This is a genomic window from Ruegeria sp. HKCCD7221 (assembly GCF_013031225.1).
GTDB lineage: Bacteria > Pseudomonadota > Alphaproteobacteria > Rhodobacterales > Rhodobacteraceae > Ruegeria.
Map to the genome: position 1 here is coordinate 1 of NZ_WPZE01000003.1, position 23419 is coordinate 23419.

General features: G+C 55.9%; 35 protein-coding genes. 34 read left to right on the forward strand and 1 reads right to left on the reverse strand.

Annotated features, from left to right (window positions below; genetic code table 11):
* Positions 1–242 precede the first annotated feature (242 nt).
* From GOX73_RS09010 to rpmD, 26 genes are all read left to right on the forward strand, one after another.
* The gene (locus tag GOX73_RS09010; RefSeq protein ID WP_371808201.1) at positions 243–1970 is read left to right on the forward strand and encodes an amidohydrolase; all 1728 of its coding nucleotides are present in this window, start codon (positions 243–245) and stop codon (positions 1968–1970) included.
* 174 nt (positions 1971–2144) lie between these two features.
* Entirely contained in the window at positions 2145–2459 is a 315-nt protein-coding gene (gene rpsJ / locus GOX73_RS09015) for a 30S ribosomal protein S10 (protein ID WP_008756422.1), read from the forward strand.
* An 18-nt stretch (positions 2460–2477) separates the two neighbouring features.
* Entirely contained in the window at positions 2478–3203 is a 726-nt protein-coding gene (gene rplC / locus GOX73_RS09020) for a 50S ribosomal protein L3 (RefSeq protein WP_171126011.1), read from the forward strand.
* Positions 3200–3817: a 50S ribosomal protein L4 gene (rplD, locus tag GOX73_RS09025; RefSeq protein WP_170694153.1), complete on the forward strand. Its 618-nt coding sequence runs from the start codon at positions 3200–3202 to the stop codon at positions 3815–3817. Before rplC ends, rplD begins: the two co-directional genes overlap by 4 nt.
* On the forward strand, positions 3814–4110 hold the full coding sequence (locus GOX73_RS09030; protein ID WP_008757532.1) for a 50S ribosomal protein L23: 297 nt from the start codon (positions 3814–3816) through the stop codon (positions 4108–4110). Before rplD ends, GOX73_RS09030 begins: the two co-directional genes overlap by 4 nt.
* A 283-nt stretch (positions 4111–4393) precedes the next feature.
* Positions 4394–4873 carry a Panacea domain-containing protein gene (locus GOX73_RS09035; RefSeq protein WP_171127067.1) on the forward strand — a complete coding sequence of 160 codons (480 nt, stop codon included), beginning with the start codon at positions 4394–4396 and terminating at the stop codon, positions 4871–4873.
* Between the two features lie 69 nt (positions 4874–4942).
* On the forward strand, positions 4943–5266 hold the full coding sequence (locus tag GOX73_RS09040; RefSeq protein WP_217350999.1) for a hypothetical protein: 324 nt from the start codon (positions 4943–4945) through the stop codon (positions 5264–5266).
* A gap of 214 nt (positions 5267–5480) precedes the next feature.
* Positions 5481–6323 (forward strand): 50S ribosomal protein L2, encoded by an 843-nt coding sequence (rplB, locus tag GOX73_RS09045; protein WP_171126021.1) that lies wholly within the window; start codon positions 5481–5483, stop codon positions 6321–6323.
* A gap of 3 nt (positions 6324–6326) precedes the next feature.
* Entirely contained in the window at positions 6327–6605 is a 279-nt protein-coding gene (gene rpsS, locus GOX73_RS09050; protein WP_005980699.1) for a 30S ribosomal protein S19, read from the forward strand.
* A 3-nt stretch (positions 6606–6608) separates the two neighbouring features.
* The gene (gene rplV / locus GOX73_RS09055) at positions 6609–6989 is read left to right on the forward strand and encodes a 50S ribosomal protein L22 (protein ID WP_039538267.1); all 381 of its coding nucleotides are present in this window, start codon (positions 6609–6611) and stop codon (positions 6987–6989) included.
* A complete protein-coding gene (rpsC, locus tag GOX73_RS09060; RefSeq protein WP_008758042.1) occupies positions 6989–7699 on the forward strand; it encodes a 30S ribosomal protein S3 in 711 nt (236 codons plus the stop codon). The genes rplV and rpsC overlap by 1 nt, the downstream gene beginning before the upstream one ends.
* A 12-nt stretch (positions 7700–7711) precedes the next feature.
* On the forward strand, positions 7712–8125 hold the full coding sequence (rplP, locus tag GOX73_RS09065; RefSeq protein WP_058283513.1) for a 50S ribosomal protein L16: 414 nt from the start codon (positions 7712–7714) through the stop codon (positions 8123–8125).
* A 304-nt stretch (positions 8126–8429) separates the two neighbouring features.
* Positions 8430–8894 carry an HPP family protein gene (locus tag GOX73_RS09070; protein ID WP_171127068.1) on the forward strand — a complete coding sequence of 155 codons (465 nt, stop codon included), beginning with the start codon at positions 8430–8432 and terminating at the stop codon, positions 8892–8894.
* Between the two features lie 23 nt (positions 8895–8917).
* The gene (locus GOX73_RS09075) at positions 8918–10285 is read left to right on the forward strand and encodes a sodium:proton antiporter (protein ID WP_174825634.1); all 1368 of its coding nucleotides are present in this window, start codon (positions 8918–8920) and stop codon (positions 10283–10285) included.
* A gap of 71 nt (positions 10286–10356) precedes the next feature.
* Entirely contained in the window at positions 10357–10977 is a 621-nt protein-coding gene (locus GOX73_RS09080; protein WP_171126024.1) for a 2OG-Fe(II) oxygenase family protein, read from the forward strand.
* Between the two features lie 428 nt (positions 10978–11405).
* The gene (rpmC, locus tag GOX73_RS09085; RefSeq protein WP_010437082.1) at positions 11406–11612 is read left to right on the forward strand and encodes a 50S ribosomal protein L29; all 207 of its coding nucleotides are present in this window, start codon (positions 11406–11408) and stop codon (positions 11610–11612) included.
* A gap of 4 nt (positions 11613–11616) precedes the next feature.
* The gene (gene rpsQ, locus GOX73_RS09090; RefSeq protein ID WP_068340771.1) at positions 11617–11847 is read left to right on the forward strand and encodes a 30S ribosomal protein S17; all 231 of its coding nucleotides are present in this window, start codon (positions 11617–11619) and stop codon (positions 11845–11847) included.
* 76 nt (positions 11848–11923) lie between these two features.
* Positions 11924–12292 carry a 50S ribosomal protein L14 gene (rplN, locus tag GOX73_RS09095; RefSeq protein ID WP_008757934.1) on the forward strand — a complete coding sequence of 123 codons (369 nt, stop codon included), beginning with the start codon at positions 11924–11926 and terminating at the stop codon, positions 12290–12292.
* Between the two features lie 2 nt (positions 12293–12294).
* The gene (gene rplX / locus GOX73_RS09100; RefSeq protein WP_170356681.1) at positions 12295–12606 is read left to right on the forward strand and encodes a 50S ribosomal protein L24; all 312 of its coding nucleotides are present in this window, start codon (positions 12295–12297) and stop codon (positions 12604–12606) included.
* Positions 12599–13159 (forward strand): 50S ribosomal protein L5, encoded by a 561-nt coding sequence (gene rplE / locus GOX73_RS09105; protein WP_171127069.1) that lies wholly within the window; start codon positions 12599–12601, stop codon positions 13157–13159. Before rplX ends, rplE begins: the two co-directional genes overlap by 8 nt.
* Before the next feature lie 19 nt (positions 13160–13178).
* Positions 13179–13484, forward strand: coding sequence for a 30S ribosomal protein S14 (gene rpsN, locus GOX73_RS09110; protein WP_010437098.1), 306 nt, complete (start codon positions 13179–13181; stop codon positions 13482–13484).
* 13 nt (positions 13485–13497) lie between these two features.
* Positions 13498–13890 carry a 30S ribosomal protein S8 gene (gene rpsH, locus GOX73_RS09115; RefSeq protein ID WP_155148687.1) on the forward strand — a complete coding sequence of 131 codons (393 nt, stop codon included), beginning with the start codon at positions 13498–13500 and terminating at the stop codon, positions 13888–13890.
* A gap of 11 nt (positions 13891–13901) precedes the next feature.
* Positions 13902–14435, forward strand: a complete 534-nt coding sequence (gene rplF / locus GOX73_RS09120) for a 50S ribosomal protein L6 (protein WP_170373361.1) — start codon at positions 13902–13904, stop codon at positions 14433–14435.
* Positions 14436–14446: 11 nt separating this feature from the next.
* Positions 14447–14806, forward strand: coding sequence for a 50S ribosomal protein L18 (gene rplR / locus GOX73_RS09125; protein ID WP_170356678.1), 360 nt, complete (start codon positions 14447–14449; stop codon positions 14804–14806).
* Positions 14807–14978: 172 nt separating this feature from the next.
* Entirely contained in the window at positions 14979–15542 is a 564-nt protein-coding gene (gene rpsE, locus GOX73_RS09130) for a 30S ribosomal protein S5 (protein ID WP_170356677.1), read from the forward strand.
* 13 nt (positions 15543–15555) lie between these two features.
* A complete protein-coding gene (rpmD, locus tag GOX73_RS09135) occupies positions 15556–15744 on the forward strand; it encodes a 50S ribosomal protein L30 (protein ID WP_074736195.1) in 189 nt (62 codons plus the stop codon).
* Between the two features lie 157 nt (positions 15745–15901).
* Here rpmD and GOX73_RS09140 read toward each other — a convergent pair whose 3' ends face one another.
* The gene (locus GOX73_RS09140) at positions 15902–17176 is read right to left on the reverse strand and encodes an adenylate/guanylate cyclase domain-containing protein (RefSeq protein ID WP_171127070.1); all 1275 of its coding nucleotides are present in this window, start codon (positions 17174–17176) and stop codon (positions 15902–15904) included.
* Positions 17177–17621: 445 nt separating this feature from the next.
* On the opposite strand from GOX73_RS09140, the gene GOX73_RS09145 reads away from it, so the two are divergent.
* From GOX73_RS09145 to rplQ, 8 genes are all read left to right on the forward strand, one after another.
* Entirely contained in the window at positions 17622–17834 is a 213-nt protein-coding gene (locus GOX73_RS09145) for a DUF1127 domain-containing protein (RefSeq protein WP_171126031.1), read from the forward strand.
* A 240-nt stretch (positions 17835–18074) separates the two neighbouring features.
* Complete coding sequence (rplO, locus tag GOX73_RS09150) at positions 18075–18548, forward strand: 50S ribosomal protein L15 (protein ID WP_171127071.1); 474 nt, start codon at positions 18075–18077, stop codon at positions 18546–18548.
* A gap of 109 nt (positions 18549–18657) precedes the next feature.
* The gene (secY, locus tag GOX73_RS09155) at positions 18658–20022 is read left to right on the forward strand and encodes a preprotein translocase subunit SecY (protein WP_171126034.1); all 1365 of its coding nucleotides are present in this window, start codon (positions 18658–18660) and stop codon (positions 20020–20022) included.
* Positions 20019–20666, forward strand: a complete 648-nt coding sequence (locus GOX73_RS09160) for an adenylate kinase (protein WP_171127072.1) — start codon at positions 20019–20021, stop codon at positions 20664–20666. The genes secY and GOX73_RS09160 overlap by 4 nt, the downstream gene beginning before the upstream one ends.
* Positions 20667–20876: 210 nt before the next feature.
* Positions 20877–21245: a 30S ribosomal protein S13 gene (gene rpsM / locus GOX73_RS09165; protein WP_171126038.1), complete on the forward strand. Its 369-nt coding sequence runs from the start codon at positions 20877–20879 to the stop codon at positions 21243–21245.
* Between the two features lie 15 nt (positions 21246–21260).
* Positions 21261–21650 (forward strand): 30S ribosomal protein S11, encoded by a 390-nt coding sequence (gene rpsK / locus GOX73_RS09170; protein WP_008757289.1) that lies wholly within the window; start codon positions 21261–21263, stop codon positions 21648–21650.
* A 114-nt stretch (positions 21651–21764) separates the two neighbouring features.
* Positions 21765–22781: a DNA-directed RNA polymerase subunit alpha gene (locus GOX73_RS09175; RefSeq protein ID WP_170403678.1), complete on the forward strand. Its 1017-nt coding sequence runs from the start codon at positions 21765–21767 to the stop codon at positions 22779–22781.
* Positions 22782–22898: 117 nt separating this feature from the next.
* Positions 22899–23321: a 50S ribosomal protein L17 gene (gene rplQ / locus GOX73_RS09180; protein ID WP_039538314.1), complete on the forward strand. Its 423-nt coding sequence runs from the start codon at positions 22899–22901 to the stop codon at positions 23319–23321.
* Positions 23322–23419 lie beyond the last annotated feature (98 nt).

A 23419-nucleotide genomic window follows, 5' to 3' on the forward strand; every position in this document is an offset into this window, starting at 1 on the left:
AGCCCGGCGCATCGATAAAACTAAAGAAGGCCGCTCCAAACAGGGCGGCCTTTTTCTTTTTTGCCTAAGCTACCTGAGGTGCTAGCTTCATTCTTATTAACAAATTGCAATTAAAAAGAGGTCATAAGATGCTTTTCTCGGCTCGTTCAGTTTGTCTTGTCGCGGCTGTTGCTTGCTTATCTACCTCGGCATCCTCGCAAGAAACCGCGGATAGGATTTATCTCGGGGGACCAATCGTTACGATGAACGACGCGGCTCCGTCAGCCGAAGCTGTCGCAGTCAAAGATGGGCGCATTCTTGCGGTGGGAGCGCTTTCTGATGTGTCGGCCCATCAAGGGAGCGCAACCGAAACCTTCGACTTGGAAGGGCGGGCGATGCTTCCGGGTTTCGTCGACAGCCATGGGCATGTCGTCATGGGGGGCTTGCAGGCTTTGTCTGCGAACCTTCTCGCGCCGCCGGATGGAGAGGTGGTTGATATCGCAAGTCTGCAATCCACGCTTTCAAGTTGGGCCGACGAGAATGCGCAGGCTGTCGAACAGGTTAAAATGATCATTGGCTTCGGCTACGACAATGCCCAGCTAAAGGAGCTTCGCCACCCAACACGGCAAGAGCTGGACCAGGTTTCTGAGGAATTTCCTGTCATAATCGTTCATCAATCCGGGCACTTGGGTGTTGCAAATTCAAAAGCCTTGGAACTGGCTGGCATCACTGCCGCTTCCGAGGCTCCTCCGGGCGGCGTAATTCAACGTGACGAGACTGGTGAGCCGAACGGCGTGCTGGAAGAGTACGCATTCTTTTCCGTCCTTGTTCCCATGTTGGGAAATCTGGGTGAAGATGGTCTTGCAGAATTTGCCAAGGCGGGCACACAGCTTTGGGCCAAATTTGGGTACACAACCGGACAAGAAGGTCGCTCGTCCGGCGAAATTGTCGAGGTTCTGAGGAAGGTTGCCGCCGAAGACGGGCTTCCCATTGACGTAGTCGCGTTTCCGGATGTTCTTGAGGCGCGGGATTTTATCGGCGCGAACACGTCTAGGAACTATGAAAACCGTGTCCGGGTCGGGGGCTGCAAGCTTACGATTGACGGCTCGCCTCAGGGGTTCACAGCATTGAGGGATCGACCTTATTACGATCCGGTAGGGAACTATGTTCCCGGGTATGCGGGATACGCCGCCATCACGATGGAGCAACTCCAAGACGCGGTGAACTGGTGTTTTGAGAACGGTTTCCAAATTCTCGTTCATTCCAATGGCGAAGGCGCATCTGACATGCTTATTGCGGCCTTAGAAGAAGCGCAGATCAAGTATGGCGACCCCGGTAACCGCCCAGTTCTTATTCACGGGCAGTTTCTAAGGGAGGATCAGGTCGCAAGCTTTAAACGGTTGGGTGTTTTCCCATCCCTGTTCCCGATGCACACATTCTATTGGGGCGACTGGCACCGGGACCACACGGTTGGGCCGGTGAATGCGGACAACATCTCGCCGACCGGGTGGCTGCGCGAGCGTGACATGATGTTTGGCACGCATCATGATGCCCCGGTGGCCTTTCCGGACAGTATGCGGGTCCTGGCCGCAACCGTCACCCGGCGCACTCGGTCCGGCGACATTTTGGGCCCGCATCAAAGGGTTGATGTCATGACCGCCTTGAAAGCCATGACAATCTGGCCCGCCTGGCAGCATTTCGAGGAGAACGAAAAAGGCTCGATTGAAATGGGGAAAGTAGCAGATTTTGTAATCTTGTCAGACGATCCCACGGCGGTTGACCCAGAGACATTGGCCGAACTCAAAGTGCTCTTGACGGTAAAGGGCGACGAGGTCGTCTATGAAGCCGTAGAGGAAGTCAAAGAAGGCAACCTGCAGTTCTCGCCGTTTTCGAATGACCCTGTGATTGCTCATCTTTTCCTGCATGCAGTTTATCAAGGCATGAAGGTTGAAGATCCATGGTTAAGCAACCGCATGTCTGACGATCAATAAGAGGGTTGTCTTTATGGCGTTTGCCTCTTGCCAAACCGCACCAACCCCACTAATACGCGCGAGTTCGCTCATTGTGAACAGAGGCGGGGTGATTCCCGCCTTTTGGGTTCGAAGAGGGTTGGCGATGCGCGTCTGTCCTCCTCTCAACCTCAACGCCTAAAAAAGGCTGTTAATATGCAAAGCCAAAACATCCGTATTCGGCTGAAGGCATTTGACTATCGCGTTCTGGATGCCAGCACGCAAGAGATCGTCAACACTGCCAAGCGGACCGGCGCGAACGTGCGCGGCCCGATCCCGCTGCCGAACAAGATTGAGAAGTTCACGGTTCTCCGTGGCCCTCACGTTGACAAGAAATCCCGCGACCAGTTCGAGATCCGTACGCACAAGCGTCTGCTCGACATCGTTGATCCGACCCCCCAGACCGTTGACGCGCTGATGAAGCTCGACCTCGCTGCTGGTGTGGACGTCGAGATCAAGCTGCAGTCGTAAGATCGGAGGGTATAGATTATGCGCTCTGGTATTATTGCAAAAAAAGTTGGCATGACCCGCCTGTTCATGGAAGACGGCAAGCAGATCCCTGTGACCGTTCTCCACCTGGACAACCTGCAGGTTGTTGCACAGCGTACCGCTGACAAAGACGGCTACACCGCCGTTCAGCTGGGCGCCGGTGCTGCCAAGGCAAAACGCACCTCGAAAGCCATGCGCGGTCACTATGCCGCTGCCAAGGTTGAGCCCAAGCGTAAGCTGGCCGAGTTCCGCGTCTCCGAAGACGGCCTGATCGAAGTGGGCGCCGAGATTTCGGCAGAACACTTCCTGGAAGGTCAGAAAGTTGACGTTTCGGGCACCTCGATCGGTAAAGGCTTTGCCGGTGCGATGAAGCGCCACAACTTCGGTGGTCTGCGCGCCTCGCACGGTGTTTCGATCAGCCACCGTTCGCACGGTTCGACCGGTCAGTGTCAGGATCCGGGCAAGGTTTTCAAAGGCAAGAAGATGGCCGGTCACATGGGTGCTGCCCGTGTAACCACCCAGAACCTGGAAGTCGTCAAAACCGACGCCGACCGGAACCTGGTCTTCATCAAAGGCGCCGTTCCCGGACCGAAATCGGGCTGGGTTACCGTCAAGGACGCCGTCAAGAAGAAAGCACCCGAAGGCTTGCCTTTCCCGGCAGCCGTAAAAGGTGCCGCAACTGAAGCACCTGCGGAAGAAGCTCCCGCGGAAGGTGGTGAAGCATGAAACTTGATGTAATCAAACTGGACGGCGGCAAAGCCGGCAACATCGAGCTGGATGCTGACCTGTTCGGCCTCGAGCCGCGCGCGGACATCCTGCACCGTGTGGTCCGTTGGCAGCGCAACAACGCGCAGGCTGGCACCCACAAGGTGAAGACCCGCTCGGAAACCAGCTACTCGACCAAGAAGATCTATCGCCAGAAGGGCACCGGTGGCGCACGCCATGGTGACCGTAACGCGCCGATCTTCCGCAAGGGTGGTATCTACAAAGGCCCGACCCCGCGTTCGCATGGCCACGACCTGCCGAAGAAGTTCCGCAAGCTTGGCCTGCGCCACGCTCTGTCGGCCAAAGCCAAAGCAGGTGAGCTGGTTGTGATCGAGAACGCCGAAGCCGAAGGCAAGACCGCCGCTCTGGCCAAACAGGTTGCAAACCTGGGCTGGAAACGCGCTCTGGTCATCGACGGCGCGACCGTGAACGAAGGGTTCCTGAAAGCGTCCAAGAACATCGAAGGTCTGGATATCCTGCCGTCGATGGGCGCAAACGTCTATGACATCCTCAAGCGTGACACCCTGGTGCTCACCAAAGCGGCTGTCGAAGCACTGGAGGCTCGTCTGAAATGAGCGCGAAGGCAGAACATTACGACGTGATCCGCAAGCCGATCATTACTGAAAAGTCGACCATGGCGTCCGAAAACGGCGCGGTTGTCTTTGAAGTGGCGATCGACAGCAACAAGCCCCAGATCAAAGAGGCCGTTGAGGCGCTGTTTGGTGTGAAGGTCAAAGCGGTGAACACCACCGTGACCAAAGGCAAGGTCAAGCGGTTCCGCGGCCAGCTGGGCCGTCGGAAAGACGTCAAAAAAGCATATGTGACCCTGGAAGAAGGTAACACCATCGACGTGTCCACCGGTCTCTGATCGAACCCGTCTTTGGAGAGAGAGAAAAGCCCCCGCGAAAGCGGGGGTTTTTTTAAGAACTATGTGCGGTGATTGGTTTACCTGACGTAGATGGCAAATCGCTGCTTTTTTCTGTCGCCTTGAAAAGAACGCATTCACCACCACATTTGCTGTGCTGTAGGTGAAATATACAAAGGTTGTGGATTATTTTTCCTCAAGGCACATAACTCGTGTTATCTAGGGCGCGAGGTCGGCTTGTTGGACTTTAGAATTTGAGCCCAACGTGTTTAGAGGGGAGTCTCTCATGGCAAATCATAACGCTTTGGCTATCGCCAATGAGTTTCTGAAAAGAAACGGTGGCGTTATGCCTCAAATGAAGCTTCAAAAGCTGGTTTACATTGCAAACGGTTGGAACTTAGCGATCAACCGCGAACCATTGATTATGGATCGTTTTGAAGCATGGGATGGCGGACCTGTTGTTAGAAAGATATGGAACCATATCAGAGACTTTGGGTACAACTCGGCAATTAATCTGTTGGCGCCATGGCGATCTGACAAAGCGTTCCAAGCGGAGTTAAACCCCAATGAAGGTGCTGTAATTGACCACGTTTGGGCTCGTTATGGCCAATTTTCCGGTTTGGAGTTGTCAGAGATGACGCATCAACCGGGCACTCCTTGGAGCAATGCATACTATGGTTCCGGGAGGAACGCGGTGCTGCCCCAGTCAGATATTCATCAGCATTTTGTAGAGCTAGCACTTGCAGGACGAGCCCAACCAGCCTGAGATTACACTCGACGATCTCGATAACTCACACAGTCAGTTAAACCAAGTGCTACGGATGTTCCTGTGCGCATGGAAGAAATTAATGCGGCTTTTTCTCGGGTAACCGAGGAAAATGCAGCGCTGAAAGAAGAAAACAACCGTCTCAAGAAAAAAGTCCGAACAACTGAGATTTTAGACGACCTCATGAAGCCCTACGCTGGCAAGGCATATATATTTATGTGTTCTTACTCGGCTTTTGTCGGCATTTTCCTGTTGTTGGACGCATTTGGTTGTTTTCACAAGCCGGTCGAAACTTCCGTGTTGGAGTTCTTAGTGGGAAGTACTGCTGCGACCGTTATCGGGTTGGTGGGCATGGTGTTGACCGGTATTTTTGTCGGAGCGCGCAAGAATTAATGGGCTGCCGATCTTAGGTCAAAAAACGAAAGCGCCCCTATAGACACCGACCCCCAACACTGCTAAACGCTCCCAATCTTGCGGCCTCGGATTCGTTCCGGGGCCTCTGATATTTGTAACCGGGGACCTTCGGGGCCCTATACCCTTGGCACCTACGGGGGCCTATCACATAGCGGGGAAACCCCTCGCACTTGCTAAACGGAAGACAGAAAGCATGGCACTCAAGTCGTACAAGCCGACGACGCCGGGCCAGCGCGGGCTGGTGCTGATCGACCGTTCGGAGCTTTGGAAAGGACGTCCGGTCAAGTCTCTCACTGAGGGTTTGACCAAATCGGGCGGCCGGAACAACACCGGACGGATCACTTCACGCCGCCGCGGCGGTGGCGCAAAGCGTCTCTACCGGATCGTTGACTTCAAACGGAACAAAGTTGATGTCGCGGCAACCGTCGAGCGGATCGAATATGACCCGAACCGGACCGCATTCATCGCACTGGTAAAATACGAAGACGGCGAGCAGGCATATATCCTGGCTCCGCAGCGTCTGGCTGTTGGTGACAAGGTCATCTCGTCGGCAAAAGCCGACATCAAGCCGGGCAACGCAATGCCTTTCTCGGGCATGCCGATCGGTACCATCGTCCACAACATCGAGATGAAGCCTGGCAAAGGCGGTCAGATCGCACGTGCGGCCGGTACTTACGCGCAATTCGTTGGCCGCGATGGCGGCTACGCTCAGATCCGTCTGAGCTCGGGCGAACTGCGTCTTGTCCGTCAGGAATGCATGGCCACCGTTGGTGCCGTGTCCAACCCCGACAACAGCAACCAAAACCTCGGTAAAGCCGGTCGTATGCGCCACAAGGGCGTTCGTCCGTCGGTTCGTGGTGTTGCAATGAACCCGATCGATCACCCGCACGGTGGTGGTGAAGGTCGTACCTCGGGTGGCCGTACGCCGGTTACTCCGTGGGGTAAGGACACCAAGGGTAAGCGTACCCGCAACAAGAACAAAGCGTCCCAGAAGCTGATCATCCGCTCGCGGCACGCCAAGAAGAAGGGACGTTAATCTATGTCTCGCTCTGTTTGGAAGGGTCCTTTCGTCGATGCTTACGTGCTGAAAAAAGCCGAAGCAGCGCGCGAGTCGGGCCGCAACGAAGTCATCAAAATCTGGTCGCGTCGTTCCACCATTCTGCCCCAGTTCGTGGGTCTGACCTTTGGTGTGTACAACGGCCAGAAGCACATTCCCGTCAACGTCTCGGAAGACATGATCGGTCAGAAGTTCGGTGAATACTCGCCGACCCGTACCTATTATGGCCACGCCGCAGACAAAAAAGCGAAGCGGAAGTAAGTCATGGGCAAGGAAAAGAACCCCCGCCGCGTGGCTGAAAACGAAGCAATGGCGAAAACCCGTATGCTTCGCACCAGCCCGCAGAAACTGAACCTGGTTGCGCAAATGATCCGCGGCAAGAAAGTTGAGAAGGCTCTGACCGACCTGACTTTCAGCAACAAGCGTGTCGCGCAGGACGTCAAGAAGTGCCTGCAGTCCGCAATCGCGAATGCTGAAAACAACCACAACCTGGACGTTGACGAGCTGATCGTCGCCGAAGCATGGGTTGGCAAGAACCTGGTCATGAAGCGCGGTCGTCCGCGTGCCCGTGGTCGTTTCGGCAAGATCATGAAGCCGTTCTCGGAGATCACCATCAAGGTGCGTCAAGTTGAGGAGCAAGCCTAATGGGTCATAAAGTAAATCCGATCGGCATGCGCCTACAGGTCAACCGCACCTGGGATAGCCGCTGGTACGCCGACACCAAGGACTACGGTGATCTTCTGCTGGAAGACCTCAAAATCCGTGAGTTCATTAACAAAGAGTGCAAGCAGGCCGGTGTTGCCCGTGTGATCATCGAACGTCCGCACAAGAAGTGCCGCGTTACGATCCACACCGCACGTCCCGGTGTCATCATCGGCAAGAAAGGTGCGGACATCGAAGTTCTGCGCAAAAAGCTTGCTCGTATGACCGACAGCGAACTGCACCTGAACATCGTCGAAGTGCGCAAGCCCGAGCTTGACGCGCAGCTGGTTGCCGAGTCCATCGCTCAGCAGCTGGAACGTCGTGTTTCGTTCCGTCGCGCCATGAAGCGCTCGGTTCAGAACGCCATGCGCATGGGCGCCCTGGGTATCCGGGTGAACGTCGCTGGTCGTCTGGGCGGCGCCGAAATCGCACGGACCGAGTGGTACCGCGAAGGCCGCGTGCCTCTGCACACCCTGCGTGCCGACATCGATTACGCACATGCCGAAGCGATGACCCCCTACGGGATCATCGGGATCAAGGTCTGGATCTTCAAAGGTGAGATCATGGAGCACGATCCGCAGGCACGTGACCGTAAAGCACAGGAACTCCAGGACGGCCCTGCACCTCGTGGTGCTGGTGGCGGTCGTCGCTAAGGAGGGAAAGATATGCTTCAACCAAAGCGTACTAAATTCCGCAAGATGCACAAAGGCCGGATCAAGGGTCTCGCCAAAGGCGGCTCTGATCTGAACTTTGGCACCTACGGCCTGAAAGCTCTTGAGCCTGAGCGTGTAACCGCACGCCAGATCGAAGCTGCACGTCGTGCCATGACGCGTCACATGAAGCGTCAGGGTCGTGTTTGGATCCGCATCTTCCCCGACACTCCGGTCACGGCCAAGCCGATCGAAGTTCGTATGGGTAAAGGTAAAGGTTCGGTCGACCGCTGGGCCTGCAAAGTCAAGCCTGGCCGCGTGATGTTCGAGATCGATGGCGTCAATGACGACATCGCCCGCGAGGCCCTGCGCCTGGCCGCGATGAAGCTGCCGATCAAGACCCGCGTCGTGGTTCGCGAAGACTGGTAAACAGTCTGGGGAAACCCAAAGAACATGGCCCCTGCCGAACACTCGGCGGGGGCCTTTTTCGTTTTGGCGGTTTGCGATGAGCGACCAGTGGGTTGTTTCCGAAATTCAATACCGGCATTGCAAAAATCATGCAGATCAGGGGTGGAAAATTCCCTGATCTGGTGAAAAGAAGCCCCCACACTTATTCCCGATCAAAGCTTGGGCAGTTCAATCCCTCAACTTGGTTTGAGCGCGTATGATATCCTGGCTTTGCCACCCCGTTGAAAGACCGAGAGCACGAATGGGCCTTACTTGCAGGGACGTCATGGTCCCCCCAGAAATTCAGAAGACAATCCATCCCGATGATACCGTCGCAAAGGCGTTCGAGATCATTCGCGACAGCCGGGCCCGGTTCCTGCCTGTGGTTTCCGACAACGGAAGCTTTCAGGGCGTGTTTACCGCTCCAACGCTCATCAAGATGATCCTGCCTCAAGCCGCACGGATTGGCGTCAGCTCTGAAACGGCGCGTGTGCCGATCGCAAATCTCAGCTTCATGGACCTGACCAAAGAAGACTTCGGTGAGCAGATTAAGCGCCTGAACGAAGAACGGGTAGGGGATCACATGTCAGAACCGGCAAATATTCCGGTGACCGCGCCCGATACTCCGGTCATGGAAGGCATTTTCCTGATCCACAAATTCAAGCGCCACGTCTTCCTTGTTGAGCCCGATACCAATCATTTTGTGGGCACAGTCAGCCCCAATTCGCTGATTGAACACGCGCTAAGTTAACCCCTAAATACCGGATCAGACCCTTGACCAACCATTCCGTTTCGCACGGAGAACACGCGTTCTCTGTCCCTCAACTGTTGGGAATTGATCCCCTTTGGATCGCCACCGGTATTCTGATTGCTGTTTATGCTGTCCTGATTACCGAAAAAGTTAATCGCGCAATTTTGGCCATGCTGGGGGCGTCATTGATGGTGCTTTTTGGCATCCTTAATCAGGAACAGGCCGTGGCAGGGGTGGACGCCAACACCCTGGCCCTGTTGATCGGCATGATGGTGATTGTGGGTATCACCAGTAAGTGCGGCTTGTTTCAGTACGTCGCAATCAAGGCGGCCAAGGTGGTCAAGGCCAACCCTACGGGTATCCTGATCATGCTGACCCTGATTACCGCGGTCTTCTCTGCTCTGCTGGACAACGTGACGACCGTTCTGCTGATTGCCCCGATAACCTTGCTGATCACGGACGCGCTGGATACGCCTGTATTTCCGTTTTTCTTCGCCGAAATTCTGGCGTCGAATGTTGGAGGGACAGCGACCTTGATCGGTGACCCGCCCAACATCATCATCGGCTCGGCCGCCGGGCTCAGTTTCAATGAATTCGTGGTGAACCTGGCGCCGATATCAGCCATCTGTCTGGTTGTGCTGACCGGGATCATTTACCTGATGAACCGGCGTACTCTGGCCGCCATTCCCAAGTCGGCCAGCGAAAAGATCATGCGGTTCAACGAAGACGAGGCGATCACGGACGTTCGCCTGATGATCAAATCCCTGTCTGTTCTGGCGCTGGTTCTTCTGGGCTTTACGCTTGGCCATGGTTACGGCATCCAACCGGGGACTTCCGCGCTGGCTGGGGCTGGGTTGTTGATGTTGTTAGCCTACGGTCACCAAAGCGGTGAAGAACAATCCGAGTCCGTGCACCATATTTTTGGTGAGGTCGAATGGATCACGATTTTCTTCTTCGGTGGCTTGTTCGTGATTGTCGCAGGTGTCGAGCATGTTGGGCTGCTGGAGTTCTTTGGCCAGAAAGTGCTGGAACTGACCGAAGGTGACATGATGTGGACCGCGTTCTTCATCTTCTGGGCCTCGGGCATCCTGTCCGCCATTCTGGACAACATCCCTTTTGTTGCCACGATGATCCCGCTGATTGAATCCACCGCTGACACATTCGGCGGCCCGGATGCGATCGAGCCGCTGTGGTGGTCGCTGGCTCTGGGTGCCTGTTTGGGTGGCAACGGGACCTTGTTGGGCGCCAGCGCGAACCTGACCGTTGCGGCCTTTGCCGAGAAAGCCAAACAGCCGATCGGTTTTGTCAAATTCGCGATCATGGCCTTTCCGATCATGATCCTGACCCTGATGATCGCCAACGTCTATATCTGGCTGCGCTACTTTTTTTAAGGCATCCGACCAGCCGCTTTTCTGGGGCGGCTGGTCTCGCGCTTGCGTCCCGGCTGGGCTATAGCCGGGACATGGCACAGATTGAATCACTCTTCGTTACCCGTCTCTATCGCGCAACCTTGTCCGAGTTCGATCCCAAGATCGACGCGGAGGAGTTGGAAAGCTCGTGCATTGTCATCGCCGAGGATGATGAGGCCGGGCAGGAATGGTGCGAGGAAAACGGCTATCCCGGCTATACAAGTTACGCCTCGCTTACCGACCTACCATGGCGGTTCCCGATCTTTGCCGATCTGGTCGCCGCATTGGATCAGCACGTGGCGTCCTTTGCCAAGGATCTAGAGTTTGATCTGGGCGAGGGTGAGCTAAAGCTGGAAGACCTGTGGATCAACATCCTTCCTGAGGGCGGCATGCACTCCAGCCATTTGCACCCGCACAGCGTCATCTCGGGCACAACCTATGTGGCGATGCCCGAAGGGGCGAGCGCGCTGAAACTGGAAGACCCGCGTTCGGGTCGCATGATGGCTGCGCCGACGCGGATCAAAGGTGGTCGGCGGGATTTGCAGCCGTTCATTTACATGAAGCCGCAAGTCGGGGACGTGTTGCTGTGGGAAAGCTGGTTGCGCCACGAGGTGCCGATGAACATGGCCGAGGAAGAGCGGATCAGTGTCAGCTTTAACTACAAGTGGGAGTGACTCCTGCATCGGCGAGGCCGTGAGTGCTGGTTCGCCGTTTTTCTGGGGTGGGTTTCTCGTTCTTTACTTGATCACTTTGCGCCGCTCTGGATGGAAATTCAAAGAGAGCCTTTTGGCAGCCTTGTGGCGGTCGCATCTGCATCTTTTGCCAAGATTTGAAGTTGGTTTATGGGTGATGATATTGACTGTGGCACTCTATGTCTCGTGGGCGGCCTTTAAGGCGTGCGCGGGCTGATCAATTTAGATCGTGATAACTTAACGCAGCTCCGCCAAACTTCCTCTTGCCACGCACCCCCCAAACCCTTATACGGCGGCATCCTGCGATCTCCCGGCGTTGTCGGGCGATTCGTATGTCTATCATTCATCCACCAGGTCCAAGGTGACCCTGTCAGGGGGCCTTCTGGTGTTTTGAGCAAAGGAAAAAGGCGATGAACGCCCAAGAACTGCGTGACAAGACCCCGGACCAGCTCCGCGAGGAACTGGCCAACCTGAAGAAAGAAAGCTTTAACCTGCGCTTTCAACAGGCAACCGGTCAGCTGGAAAACACTGCTGGTATCAAAGCGGCTCGCCGCAATGCTGCCCGTGTCAAAACCATTCTGAACGAAAAGGCCGCTGCAGCGGCATCCGAGGAGTAATCAGATGCCCAAGCGTATCCTGCAAGGCACCGTGACCAGCGACGCCAACGAACAGACCGTAACCGTATCCGTCGAGCGCCGCTTTACGCATCCGGTTCTTAAGAAAACCATCCGTAAGTCCAAGAAATACCGGGCTCACGATGAAAAGAACGCCTTCAAGGTCGGCGACACAGTCCGCATCATCGAATGCGCGCCGAAATCGAAGACGAAACGTTGGGAAGTTCTGGAAGCGTAAGTTTCCGGGATTTTCCCATTTGTCGAAACCCTGGGGGATCTAACTAGACCAGCCCCCACAGGTCGGGAGAAACCACATGATCCAGATGCAGACCAATCTGGATGTCGCTGACAACTCCGGCGCACGCCGAGTTCAGTGCATCAAGGTCCTGGGTGGTTCCAAGCGTAAATACGCCTCCGTTGGCGACATCATTGTCGTCTCGGTGAAGGAAGCCATCCCGCGCGGCCGCGTAAAGAAAGGGGACGTCCGTAAGGCCGTCGTCGTACGCACCGCCAAGGAAGTCCGTCGCGAAGACGGCACCGCGATCCGTTTCGATCGCAACGCCGCCGTCATCCTGAACAACAACAACGAGCCAGTCGGTACACGTATCTTTGGCCCCGTTGTTCGTGAACTGCGCGGCAAGAACTTCATGAAAATCATCTCGCTGGCTCCGGAGGTGCTGTAATCATGGCTGCTAAACTCCGCAAAGGCGACAAGGTCGTCGTGCTGGCCGGCAAGGACAAGGGCAAAGAGGGAACCATTTCCTCGGTTGATCCCAAAGCCGGTAAAGCTGTTGTCGAAGGCATCAACATTGCCATCCGTCACACCCGTCAGTCGCAAACTTCGCAAGGTGGTCGTCTGCCTCAGGCAAACCCGATCCAACTGTCGAACCTGGCGCTGCTGGACAAAAACGGCAAAGCAACCCGCGTTGGCTTCCGCATGGAAGGTGACAAGAAGGTGCGCTTCGCCAAGACCACAGGGGACGTGATCGATGCTTGATTCCGCAACCTACACCCCGCGTCTGAAAGCTCAGTACGTTGAAACCATCCGTGCCGCTTTGAAAGAAGAGTTCGGCTACAAGAACGACATGCAGCTGCCCAAGCTGGACAAAATCGTTCTGAACATCGGTTGTGGTGCTGAGGCGGTCAAGGACTCGAAGAAAGCGAAAGCTGCTGTCGAAGATCTGACTGCAATTGCTGGCCAACAGGCTGTTGCAACCAAGGCGAAGAAGTCGATCGCGGGTTTCCGCGTCCGTGAAGACATGCCGCTGGGCGCGAAAGTGACCCTGCGCGGTGACCGGATGTACGAATTCCTGGATCGTCTGATCACAATCGCGATGCCGCGTGTTCGTGACTTCCGCGGTGTTAAGCCGTCTTTCGATGGTCAGGGCAACTTTGCCATGGGCATGAAAGAGCACATCGTGTTCCCGGAAATCGATTTCGACAAGGTCGACGAGGTCTGGGGCCTGGATATCGTAATTGCCACCACAGCGAAAACCGACGCTGAAGCAAAGGCATTGTTGAAAGCGTTCAACATGCCGTTCAACGCGTAAGCGCCGGGAGGATTGAGACATGGCTAAGAAAGCAATGATCGAACGCGAGAAGAAGCGCGAACGCCTGGTGGCCAAATATGCCGCAAAGCGTGCCGAGCTGAAAGAAATCGCGAATGACGAGAGCAAGCCGATGGAAGAGCGTTTCAAGGCGCGTCTGAAACTGGCGAAACTGCCGCGCAACAGCTCGGCTACCCGTCTGCACAACCGTTGTCAGCTGACCGGTCGTCCCCACGCTTACTACCGTAAGCTGAAGGTCAGCCGTATCGCGCTGCGCGAGCTGGGTTCTGCTGGTCAGATCCCCGGCATGGTGAAATCGAGCTGGTAAGGGAGACATAGATATGAATGATCCTATCGGCGATATGCTCACCCGTATCCGCAACGCGCAAATGCGCGGCAAGTCCACCGTTTCCACTCCGGCTTCCAAGCTGCGCGGTTGGGTTCTGGACGTGCTGGCGGACGAAGGTTACATCCGTGGCTACGAAAACACGACCGGTGAAAACGGTCATCCGGCCATCGAAATCAGCCTGAAATACTACGAAGGCACCCCTGTCATTCGCGAACTGAAGCGGGTTTCGAAACCCGGTCGTCGCGTCTACATGGGCGTCAATGACATCCCGCAGGTCCGTCAGGGTCTGGGCGTGTCGATTGTCAGCACTCCGAAAGGTGTGATGTCGGACGCAAACGCTCGCTCCAACAATGTTGGCGGCGAAGTGCTCTGCACCGTCTTCTAAGGAGGTCTGCAATGTCTCGTATTGGTAAAAAACCGGTCGAGCTGCCCAGCGGCGTTACTGCCTCTGTGTCGGGTCAGACCATCGAAGTCAAAGGTCCGAAAGGCACCCGTAGCTTCACCGCCACCGACGACGTGACGCTGTCGGTTGAAGACAACGTGGTCAAAATCGACCCCCGTGGCATGTCCAAGCGTGCCCGCCAGCAGTGGGGCATGAGCCGCACCATGGTTGCCAACCTGGTAACCGGTGTGACCGAAGGCTTCAAAAAAGAGCTGGAGATCCAGGGTGTTGGTTACCGGGCTCAGATGCAGGGCAACACCCTGAAGCTGAACCTGGGCTATAGCCACGATGTTGATTTCACTGCTCCGGAAGGTGTGACCATCACCGCGCCGAAGCAGACCGAAATCGTTGTGGAAGGTATCGACCAGCAGCAGGTGGGCGAAGTCGCGGCCAAAATTCGCGAATGGCGCCGTCCCGAGCCGTACAAAGGCAAGGGCATCCGCTACAAGGGCGAGTTCATCTTCCGCAAGGAAGGCAAGAAGAAGTAAGGACGCAGACAATGGCAAACAGCAAAAGAACCCTGTTTCTGAAGCGCCGCCTGCGCGTTCGGAACAAACTTCGCAAAGTCAACGCGGGCCGCGTACGCCTGTCGGTTCACCGTTCGAACAAGAACATCAGCGTTCAGCTGATCGACGACGTTCGTGGCGTGACCCTGGCCGCAGCCTCGACCCTGGAAAAAGATCTGGGTGTTGTTGGCAAGAACAACGTCGAAGCGGCCACCAAAGTGGGCGCGGCCATCGCCGAGCGTGCCAAGAAGGCAGGCGTCGAAGAGGCTTATTTCGATCGTGGTGGCTTCCTGTTCCACGGCAAGGTGAAGGCAGTTGCCGACGCCGCGCGTGAAGGTGGTTTGAAGATCTGATGGTGCGCCGGGCTGAGGCCCGGCCTGCCTACGACATCGCTGTAGGCCGGGCTTCAGCCCGGCTTCGGCACCTGAAGGCGGGTTATCTCGCCTCGATGATCGGGGGGCGTTCACGCTCACTTCGATTGAAGAAAACGGCGTCACAAACGCCATATGAGAAAAGGGATGCCAAATGGCAGAACGTGAAAACCGTCGGGGCCGTGGCCGCGACCGTGAAGAAGCACCGGAATTTGCAGATCGTCTGGTCGCAATCAACCGCGTGTCGAAAACCGTCAAAGGTGGTAAGCGCTTTGGCTTCGCCGCTCTGGTGGTTGTCGGCGATCAGAAAGGCCGCGTGGGCTTTGGCAAAGGTAAAGCGAAAGAAGTACCTGAGGCCATCCGCAAGGCGACTGAACAAGCCAAGCGTCAGATGATCCGCGTGCAGCTGCGCGAAGGTCGTACTCTGCACCACGACATCGAGGGCCGTCACGGCGCTGGTAAAGTGGTTATGCGAACCGCACCAGAAGGTACTGGTATCATCGCCGGTGGTCCGATGCGTGCTGTGTTCGAAATGCTGGGCGTGAAGGACGTTGTGTCCAAGTCGCTGGGCTCGCAGAACCCGTACAACATGATCCGCGCCACCATCAACGGCCTGCAGAAAGAGCAGAGCCCGCGTTCGGTTGCCGCACGTCGTGGTAAAAAAGTTGCCGACATCCTGCCCAAGCGGGACGAAGCACCGGCTGAAGCCGAAGCGTAAGGAGTAGCGTACCATGGCAAAAACCATTGTCGTCAAACAGATCGGCTCCCCGATCCGCCGCCCCGCCGAACAGCGCGCAACCCTGATCGGTCTGGGCCTGAACAAGATGCACCGTACCCGTGAGCTGGAGGATACGCCTTCGGTTCGCGGCATGGTCAACAAGATCCCGCATCTGGTTGAGATCATCGAAGAGCGCGGCTAAGCGCAGCCTCTTTTAGAATTGAAAGGCCCCCGCTGTTTGCGGGGGCTTTTTTCATGCCTACGATCATGTTTGCCCGCTTTGAGGTCAAAGCTGACCGGTTTCATTCCAGTACCCGCGCCTAAACGAATGATTGCTATTCGCCTAACGCAATTCAGCGTTATGTGAAAATTTCGTAAGAAAAGACTTCTAAGTCTTCCTCAAAACCCCGCAAAGAATGCCGCCCCAATTTTTTCGGCTCTTCAGATACCAAGTTCACAAAATCACCCGTTGCTAAAAGCCGCGCCTCCAATTTTCGCGTCAGGCCCTCTAACCTGCTGGCTATCGCGACTGATGGGCCAGTTACCGTAAAATCCAAACGCTTTTCAGTGCCAACATTCCCGTAGACAGCCGCCCCAGTGTGCAATCCAACCCCAAATTCAGCACGGTCTGATGGATCAAGTTCTTCATTCCTTTGGAACGCTTCACGTGCCGCGGACAGGGCTGCTTCGCACATGTCTTCGGGTAGTCTTCGTTGACCATCAAAAGGAAAGATCGCAAGCAACCCATCGCCAACGAATTTAAGAACCTCTCCGCCGTGATCGTGTACCGCCCCACCGACACAATCGAAGAATTGGTTAACCGTCGCGACATATTTTTCCGAAGACAAGCGCTGGCTCAAAGCCGTAGAGCCGCGCATATCGCTGAACAATAGAGCACAGTCAATTATGCTGACATCTCCCCGGGCTATTTGACCGTTCAGTACGGATCGCCCGGACAACTTGCCTAGATAGACCTCCATCAACTCAGCTGCCAAGAACTGCTCTGACAGTACACGCGCTGCACCAAGCAAAGGTAAAGATAGCCGCGACAGACCATCTACCTCACGATCTGTGAAGCCAGAACGACGCTTTGTAGCAAAAGACACTGACGCGCCCAAAGCCCACTCCATCTCACCGTCAAAGACAACGGTACGATTGCCGAATGGTGCACTGCATACGACATAGTCGGTGACACCTGCTTCAGCGAGTTTTCGGAATAGCGGAAATTTGTCACGGGTCGTTTGGTCAGTCAGATTTGCACGCATGAAAGGAAACTTGATTGTGCCGTTGGCAAGTCCGTCCGCCAAGTCCCAAACTTCCTCATTAAAGTGCTGTTTCGCAATCTCATTGGCCAATTTCGAATTCTCTCCGAAGGGTGCTTTGTCGAAGAGATCAGCCGTTACAGAGCTGCGTGGAAGAACGGTCCATTCAATACGATGGTTCGATGCATCCCACGTTGCATCGAGTAATCCAATTACAGGGTGCATCATCAGACGGCCCAAGGAAACACGCGTGACCGGCACGCCACCATCGATCAGCCTGTTACTTAACTGCTCGACTAGTCCACCAAGATCAGCATCAAAAAAGGCCAACTTTTGCAGCCAATCTGCAATGCGGTCGAAAACATCCGCCATACCTTACACCTCCACCATCATCTTGTTACAGCCGAAGGCTCGTGTCATTCGGTTTGTCTTCGAACACTCAATTCTCCAGCGATGGGTTTGCAAATTTTCACGCGCATTCGCTCGCAATATTGGCCAAAGCCCGTCAATTTTTCGAGCTACGAAAATGTGCCAGGCGAAACAGTCGATAGAGAAACGTTACTATTCAACTCTAAAATACTCTTTCCAATGTCCTGTGCAGCGGTGCAACTAACGGCCGCTTCCTTCCGCCAAGTGGACATTCATCGCGTTAAGCGCGGTGTACATACTCCTGTTTCGCCATTCCCCCAACGCATAGCGGATAGACCGAAACATCCGTTGTTAGCGATACCCGCCCTCCTTATCTGAGCCGTGTCCCAAACAGGAACGCAATCAGTATCCCGGGGAATTCGCTTCGGGCTTAGAAAGGAAATGAACTATGGCAAATACTGCAACATACACCCGCGAAGGCTTTGGCCTGAACGCCCGCATCGCAACGCTCGTCGCTCGCATCAAAGAGGCTTATACCCTGCGTGCCGAGTACAACCGCACCTATTCAGAGCTGCAAAGCCTGTCGGACCGTGAGTTAAACGATATCGGTGTGCGTCGGTGCGATATCCGCGATATCGCTCAAAAGCATGTCTACTGCTGATAAACTGATCAGACCGTTGACCTGACCCAGAGGCGCCAATTGGCGTCTCTTTTGGGTTTTAGGCGGCGAGCTTGTTTGTTTTTCCCGAAATCTTGAACATTGGGGACAACAAAACTTGCATCCTGCAACGCGACGCTGTAACCCGCCCCGGTGGCATTGCGTCCACGAGAATCAAAACCAAGAAACGCCGTGTTTGGCCCATCACGCTTCGGGGGTCACATCCGGCTTAGGAGAAGCGATATGAAACTGCACGAATTGCGCGATAATCCCGGCGCTGCACCGAAACGGACCCGCGTTGGCCGTGGTCCCGGTTCTGGCAAGGGTAAAATGGGTGGCCGTGGTATCAAAGGCCAGAAATCCCGTTCGGGTGTGGCCATCAATGGCTACGAAGGTGGCCAGATGCCGCTGTACCAACGCCTGCCCAAGCGTGGCTTCAACAAGCCGAACCGTAAGGAATTCGCCGTTATCAACCTGGGCCTGATCCAGAAATTCGTCGATGCCGGCAAACTGGACGCTAAAGCTGCGATCACCGAAGATGTACTGGTTGAATCCGGTCTGGTTCGTCGAAAGCTGGACGGTGTCCGCGTTCTGGCCAAAGGTGAAATCAGCGCCAAAGTGAACCTGGAAGTCACCGGTGCTTCGAAGTCTGCTGTTGAAGCAGTTGAGAAAGCGGGCGGCTCACTTAAGGTCACAAAAGCCGCTGCGGTAGAGTAAGCGCTTGTGAGCGGGCCAAGACCCGCTTACATAGACCTCAGAGTTTTCCAAGACGCCGCCCGAGCCGGAAAACGGTTCCGGGCGGTGTTTTCATAAGAGAGACCGATTTATGGTATCAGCAGCAGAACAAATGGCAGCCAACACAAGCTGGTCTGCCCTTGGTAAAGCCACCGATCTGCGCAACCGCATCTTGTTCACGCTTGCATTGCTGATCGTCTATCGTCTGGGCACCTTCATTCCGGTTCCGGGCATCGACGGCCAAGCATTGCGCGAGTTCATGGAGCAAGCGGGGCAGGGCATCGGCGGCATGGTTTCGATGTTCACCGGCGGGGCGCTTGGGCGGATGGGTATCTTTGCCCTTGGCATTATGCCCTACATTTCAGCCTCGATCATCGTGCAGCTGCTGACATCTATGGTTCCCGCGCTCGAACAGCTCAAGAAAGAGGGCGAGCAGGGGCGCAAGAAGATCAACCAATATACCCGTTTCGGCACCGTGGCACTGGCCACCGTACAGGCTTATGGTCTGGCCGTTTCACTGGAATCGGGCGATCTGGCAACCGATCCGGGCCTGTTCTTCCGTCTGTCGACCATGATCACGCTGGTCGGTGGTACGATGTTCCTGATGTGGCTGGGTGAACAGATCACCGCACGCGGCATCGGCAACGGTATCTCTCTGATCATCTTCGTGGGCATCATTGCCGAAGTTCCGGCTGCTCTGGCGCAGTTCTTTGCCTCGGGCCGCTCGGGCGCGATCAGCCCTGCAGTGATCATCGGTGTGATCGTGATGGTGATTGCCGTGATTACCTTTGTGGTATTCATGGAGCGCGCCCTGCGTAAAATCCACATTCAATACCCGCGCCGTCAGGCCGGTATGAAGATCTATGAGGGCGGCTCCAGCCACCTTCCGGTCAAGGTAAACCCGGCAGGCGTGATCCCGGCGATCTTTGCCAGCTCGTTGTTGCTTCTGCCGGTGACCATCTCGACCTTTTCGTCAGGTGCAACCAACGGGCCGATCATGTCATGGCTGCTGGCCAACTTTGGCCCCGGACAACCTTTGTACCTGTTGTTCTTCGCTTCGATGATCGTGTTCTTTGCCTATTTCTATACGTTCAACGTTTCGTTCAAACCGGACGATGTGGCGGATAACCTGAAAAAGCAGAATGGCTTTGTTCCGGGTATCCGTCCGGGCAAGAAAACCGCTGAATATTTGGAATATGTGGTCAACCGCGTTCTGGTTCTGGGTTCGGCGTATCTGGCGGCGGTGTGTTTGCTGCCTGAAATTCTGCGGAACCAGTTCGCCATCCCGTTCTATTTCGGCGGCACCTCGGTTCTGATTATCGTCTCTGTGACCATGGACACGATCCAACAGGTCCAGAGCCACCTGCTGGCGCACCAGTACGAAGGGCTTATTGAAAAGTCCCAGTTGCGCGGTAAAGGTAAGAAACGCGGCAGGAAGGGACCCGCTCGTCGATGAACATTATTTTGTTGGGCCCCCCGGGGGCAGGTAAAGGGACGCAGGCGCGCCACTTGGTGGAAACACGCGGCATGGTCCAGCTGAGCACCGGCGACATGCTGCGCGAGGCCAAGGACAGCGGTACCGAGATGGGCAACCGCGTGGCCGAAGTGATGGCCAAGGGTGAGTTGGTCACGGATGAGATCGTGATTGGTCTGATCCGCGAAAAACTGGAGCAGGGTGCCAAAGGTGGTTTCATCTTTGACGGTTTCCCGCGCACGTTGGCCCAGGCTGACGCGCTGGGTGAGTTGCTGGACAGCACGGGTGAGTCTCTGGATGCTGTCATCGCGATGGAGGTCAACGATGACGCTCTGGTCGCGCGGATCACGGCCCGGTCGACCTGTGCTGGTTGCGGTGAGGTCTATAACGACATCACCAAACCGATCCCGGCAGATGGGAAATGCACCAACTGCGGCAAGCAAAATGACTTTAAACGCCGCGCGGACGACAATGAGGAAAGCCTCAAGACCCGTCTGATGGAATACTACAAGAAGACCTCGATGCTGATCGGCTATTACCACGCCAAGGGCAACCTGTCCTGGGTGGATGGTTTGGGTGAAATTGATGAGGTTCAGGGCGCGATCGCAGCTGTGCTCGACGCCTGAGCGATCGGCATTTGAATATGGGCTTGACGACAGCGTCAAAAGCCCATATCGACCCCCATCCCTATAGGGAATCAAGACCGCAGGCGGGATTCGTCCCAACTGCCCCGACCACCTCGAATAATGCTGGGCCCAATGGCGACACTGCCACGGTCAAGCGTTGTGAAAAAAGGTTCTGGAGCTACGGAACCGCAACGAAAAGGAAAGTGACACGTGGCACGTATTGCCGGCGTAAACATCCCGACTGCAAAGCGGGTACCTATCGCCCTCACATATATCACCGGAATCGGCAACACCTCGGCCAAAGCGATCTGCGACGCTGTGGGCATTGAAGCGACCCGTCGCGTCAACGAACTGTCCGATGCCGAAGTTCTGAAAATTCGCGAATTCATCGACGAAAACTTCACCGTCGAAGGCGATCTGCGCCGCGAAGTTCAGATGAACGTCAAGCGCCTGATGGACCTGGGCTGCTACCGCGGTCTGCGTCACCGCCGCAACCTGCCGGTTCGCGGTCAGCGCACCCACACCAACGCTCGTACCCGCAAAGGCCCCGCAAAGGCCATCGCTGGTAAGAAGAAATAAGGGAGGGTCTGACTGATGGCACGTGACAAGACTCGCGTTAAGCGCAAAGAGCGTAAGAACATCGCATCGGGCGTTGCCCATGTGAACTCGACCTTCAACAACACCAAGATCCTGATCTCGGACGTACAGGGCAACGCCATTTCGTGGTCGTCTGCCGGTACCATGGGCTTCAAAGGGTCGCGGAAATCGACACCCTACGCCGCTCAGATGGCTGCAGAAGATGCAGGCAAGAAGGCGCAGGAACATGGCGTTAAGACGCTGGAAGTCGAAGTTCAGGGCCCCGGTTCGGGTCGTGAATCGGCTCTGCGCGCGCTGGCTGCCGTGGGCTTCAACATCACGTCGATCCGCGACGTGACTCCGATTGCTCACAACGGCTGCCGCCCGCCGAAGCGTCGCCGCGTCTGAGCGATTTTGAATTCAGCTGGGGCTGCGTTTTTGCGCGGCCCCAGCACGTCATTTTGAACCTCGGGCGTCTGCACCTTGTTGGTCATGGGGCGCGGACAGGAATGGAGGGATTACATGATCCACAAGAATTGGGCAGAATTGATCAAGCCGACCCAGCTGGACGGCAAGCCGGGCAACGACCCTGCGCGTCAGGCGACTCTGGTCGCTGAACCGCTGGAGCGTGGCTTTGGTCTGACTCTGGGCAACGCGCTGCGCCGCGTTCTGATGAGCAGCCTGCAAGGTGCGGCCATCACCAGCGTTCAGATCGACAACGTTCTGCATGAGTTTTCGTCGGTCGCAGGTGTCCGCGAAGACGTCACCGACATCATCCTGAACCTCAAGCAGGTTGCCCTGCGCATGGAAGTCGAAGGCCCCAAGCGCCTGTCGATCAATGCCAAAGGCCCAGCCGTTGTCACCGCTGGCGACATCAGCGAAAGCGCCGGCATTGAGGTTCTGAACCGCGATCACGTCATCTGCCACCTGGACGATGGCGCCGACCTGTTCATGGAACTGACCGTCAACACCGGTAAGGGCTATGTCTCGGCTGAGAAGAACAAGCCGGAAGACGCGCCTATCGGTCTGATCCCAATCGACGCGATCTATTCGCCGGTCAAGAAGGTTGCCTACGACGTTCAGCCGACCCGTGAAGGTCAGGTTCTGGACTATGACAAGCTGACCCTGAAGATCGAAACCGACGGTTCGATCACGCCGGAAGATGCGTTGGCCTTTGCCGCTCGTATCCTGCAGGATCAACTGTCGATCTTCGTCAACTTCGACGAGCCGGAATCGGCTGGCCGCCAGGACGAGGACGATGGTCTGGAGTTCAACCCGCTGCTGCTGAAGAAAGTGGACGAGCTGGAACTGTCGGTCCGTTCGGCAAACTGCCTGAAGAACGACAACATCGTCTATATCGGCGACCTGATCCAGAAGACCGAAGCCGAGATGCTGCGCACCCCGAACTTCGGCCGCAAGTCGCTGAACGAGATCAAAGAAGTGCTGTCCGGCATGGGTCTGCACCTCGGCATGGATGTCGAGGACTGGCCGCCCGACAATATCGAAGATCTGGCGAAGAAATTCGAAGACGCGTTTTAAGCGCGTCTTCTCCAATGCCCGAGCTGCCGGGGACAAAATGGGCACTTCCGCCCCAAGGAGAGCCGGTGACACGCATCGCCGGCCAGACAAAGCAAAACGCAAGATAGGAATTGAAAAATGCGTCACGCACGTGGTTACCGCCGCCTGAACCGTACTCATGAGCACCGTAAGGCTCTGTTTGCGAACATGGCTGGCTCGCTCATCGAGCATGAGCAAATCAAAACAACTCTGCCCAAGGCGAAAGAACTGCGCCCGATCATCGAAAAGCTGGTCACTCTGGGCAAGCGCGGCGACCTGCACGCTCGCCGTCAGGCCGCAGCACAGCTGAAAGAAGACAAGGACGTCGCAAAGCTGTTCGAAGTTCTGGGCCCCCGCTATGCCGAGCGTCAGGGCGGTTATGTCCGCATCCTGAAAGCTGGCTTCCGCTATGGCGACATGGCACCGATGGCGATCATCGAATTCGTTGATCGTGACGTCGACGCCAAAGGTGCGGCTGACAAAGCCCGCGTTGCTGCTGAAGAAGCCGCAGACGAAGAATAAGAAAGCCCGTCTTTCTGAACGAAACCCCTGCGCTACAGGCGTGGGGGTTTTTTCGTTTTGGCGGCCAAAAAGCGGTTTTGTTGCCAGAATCATTAACT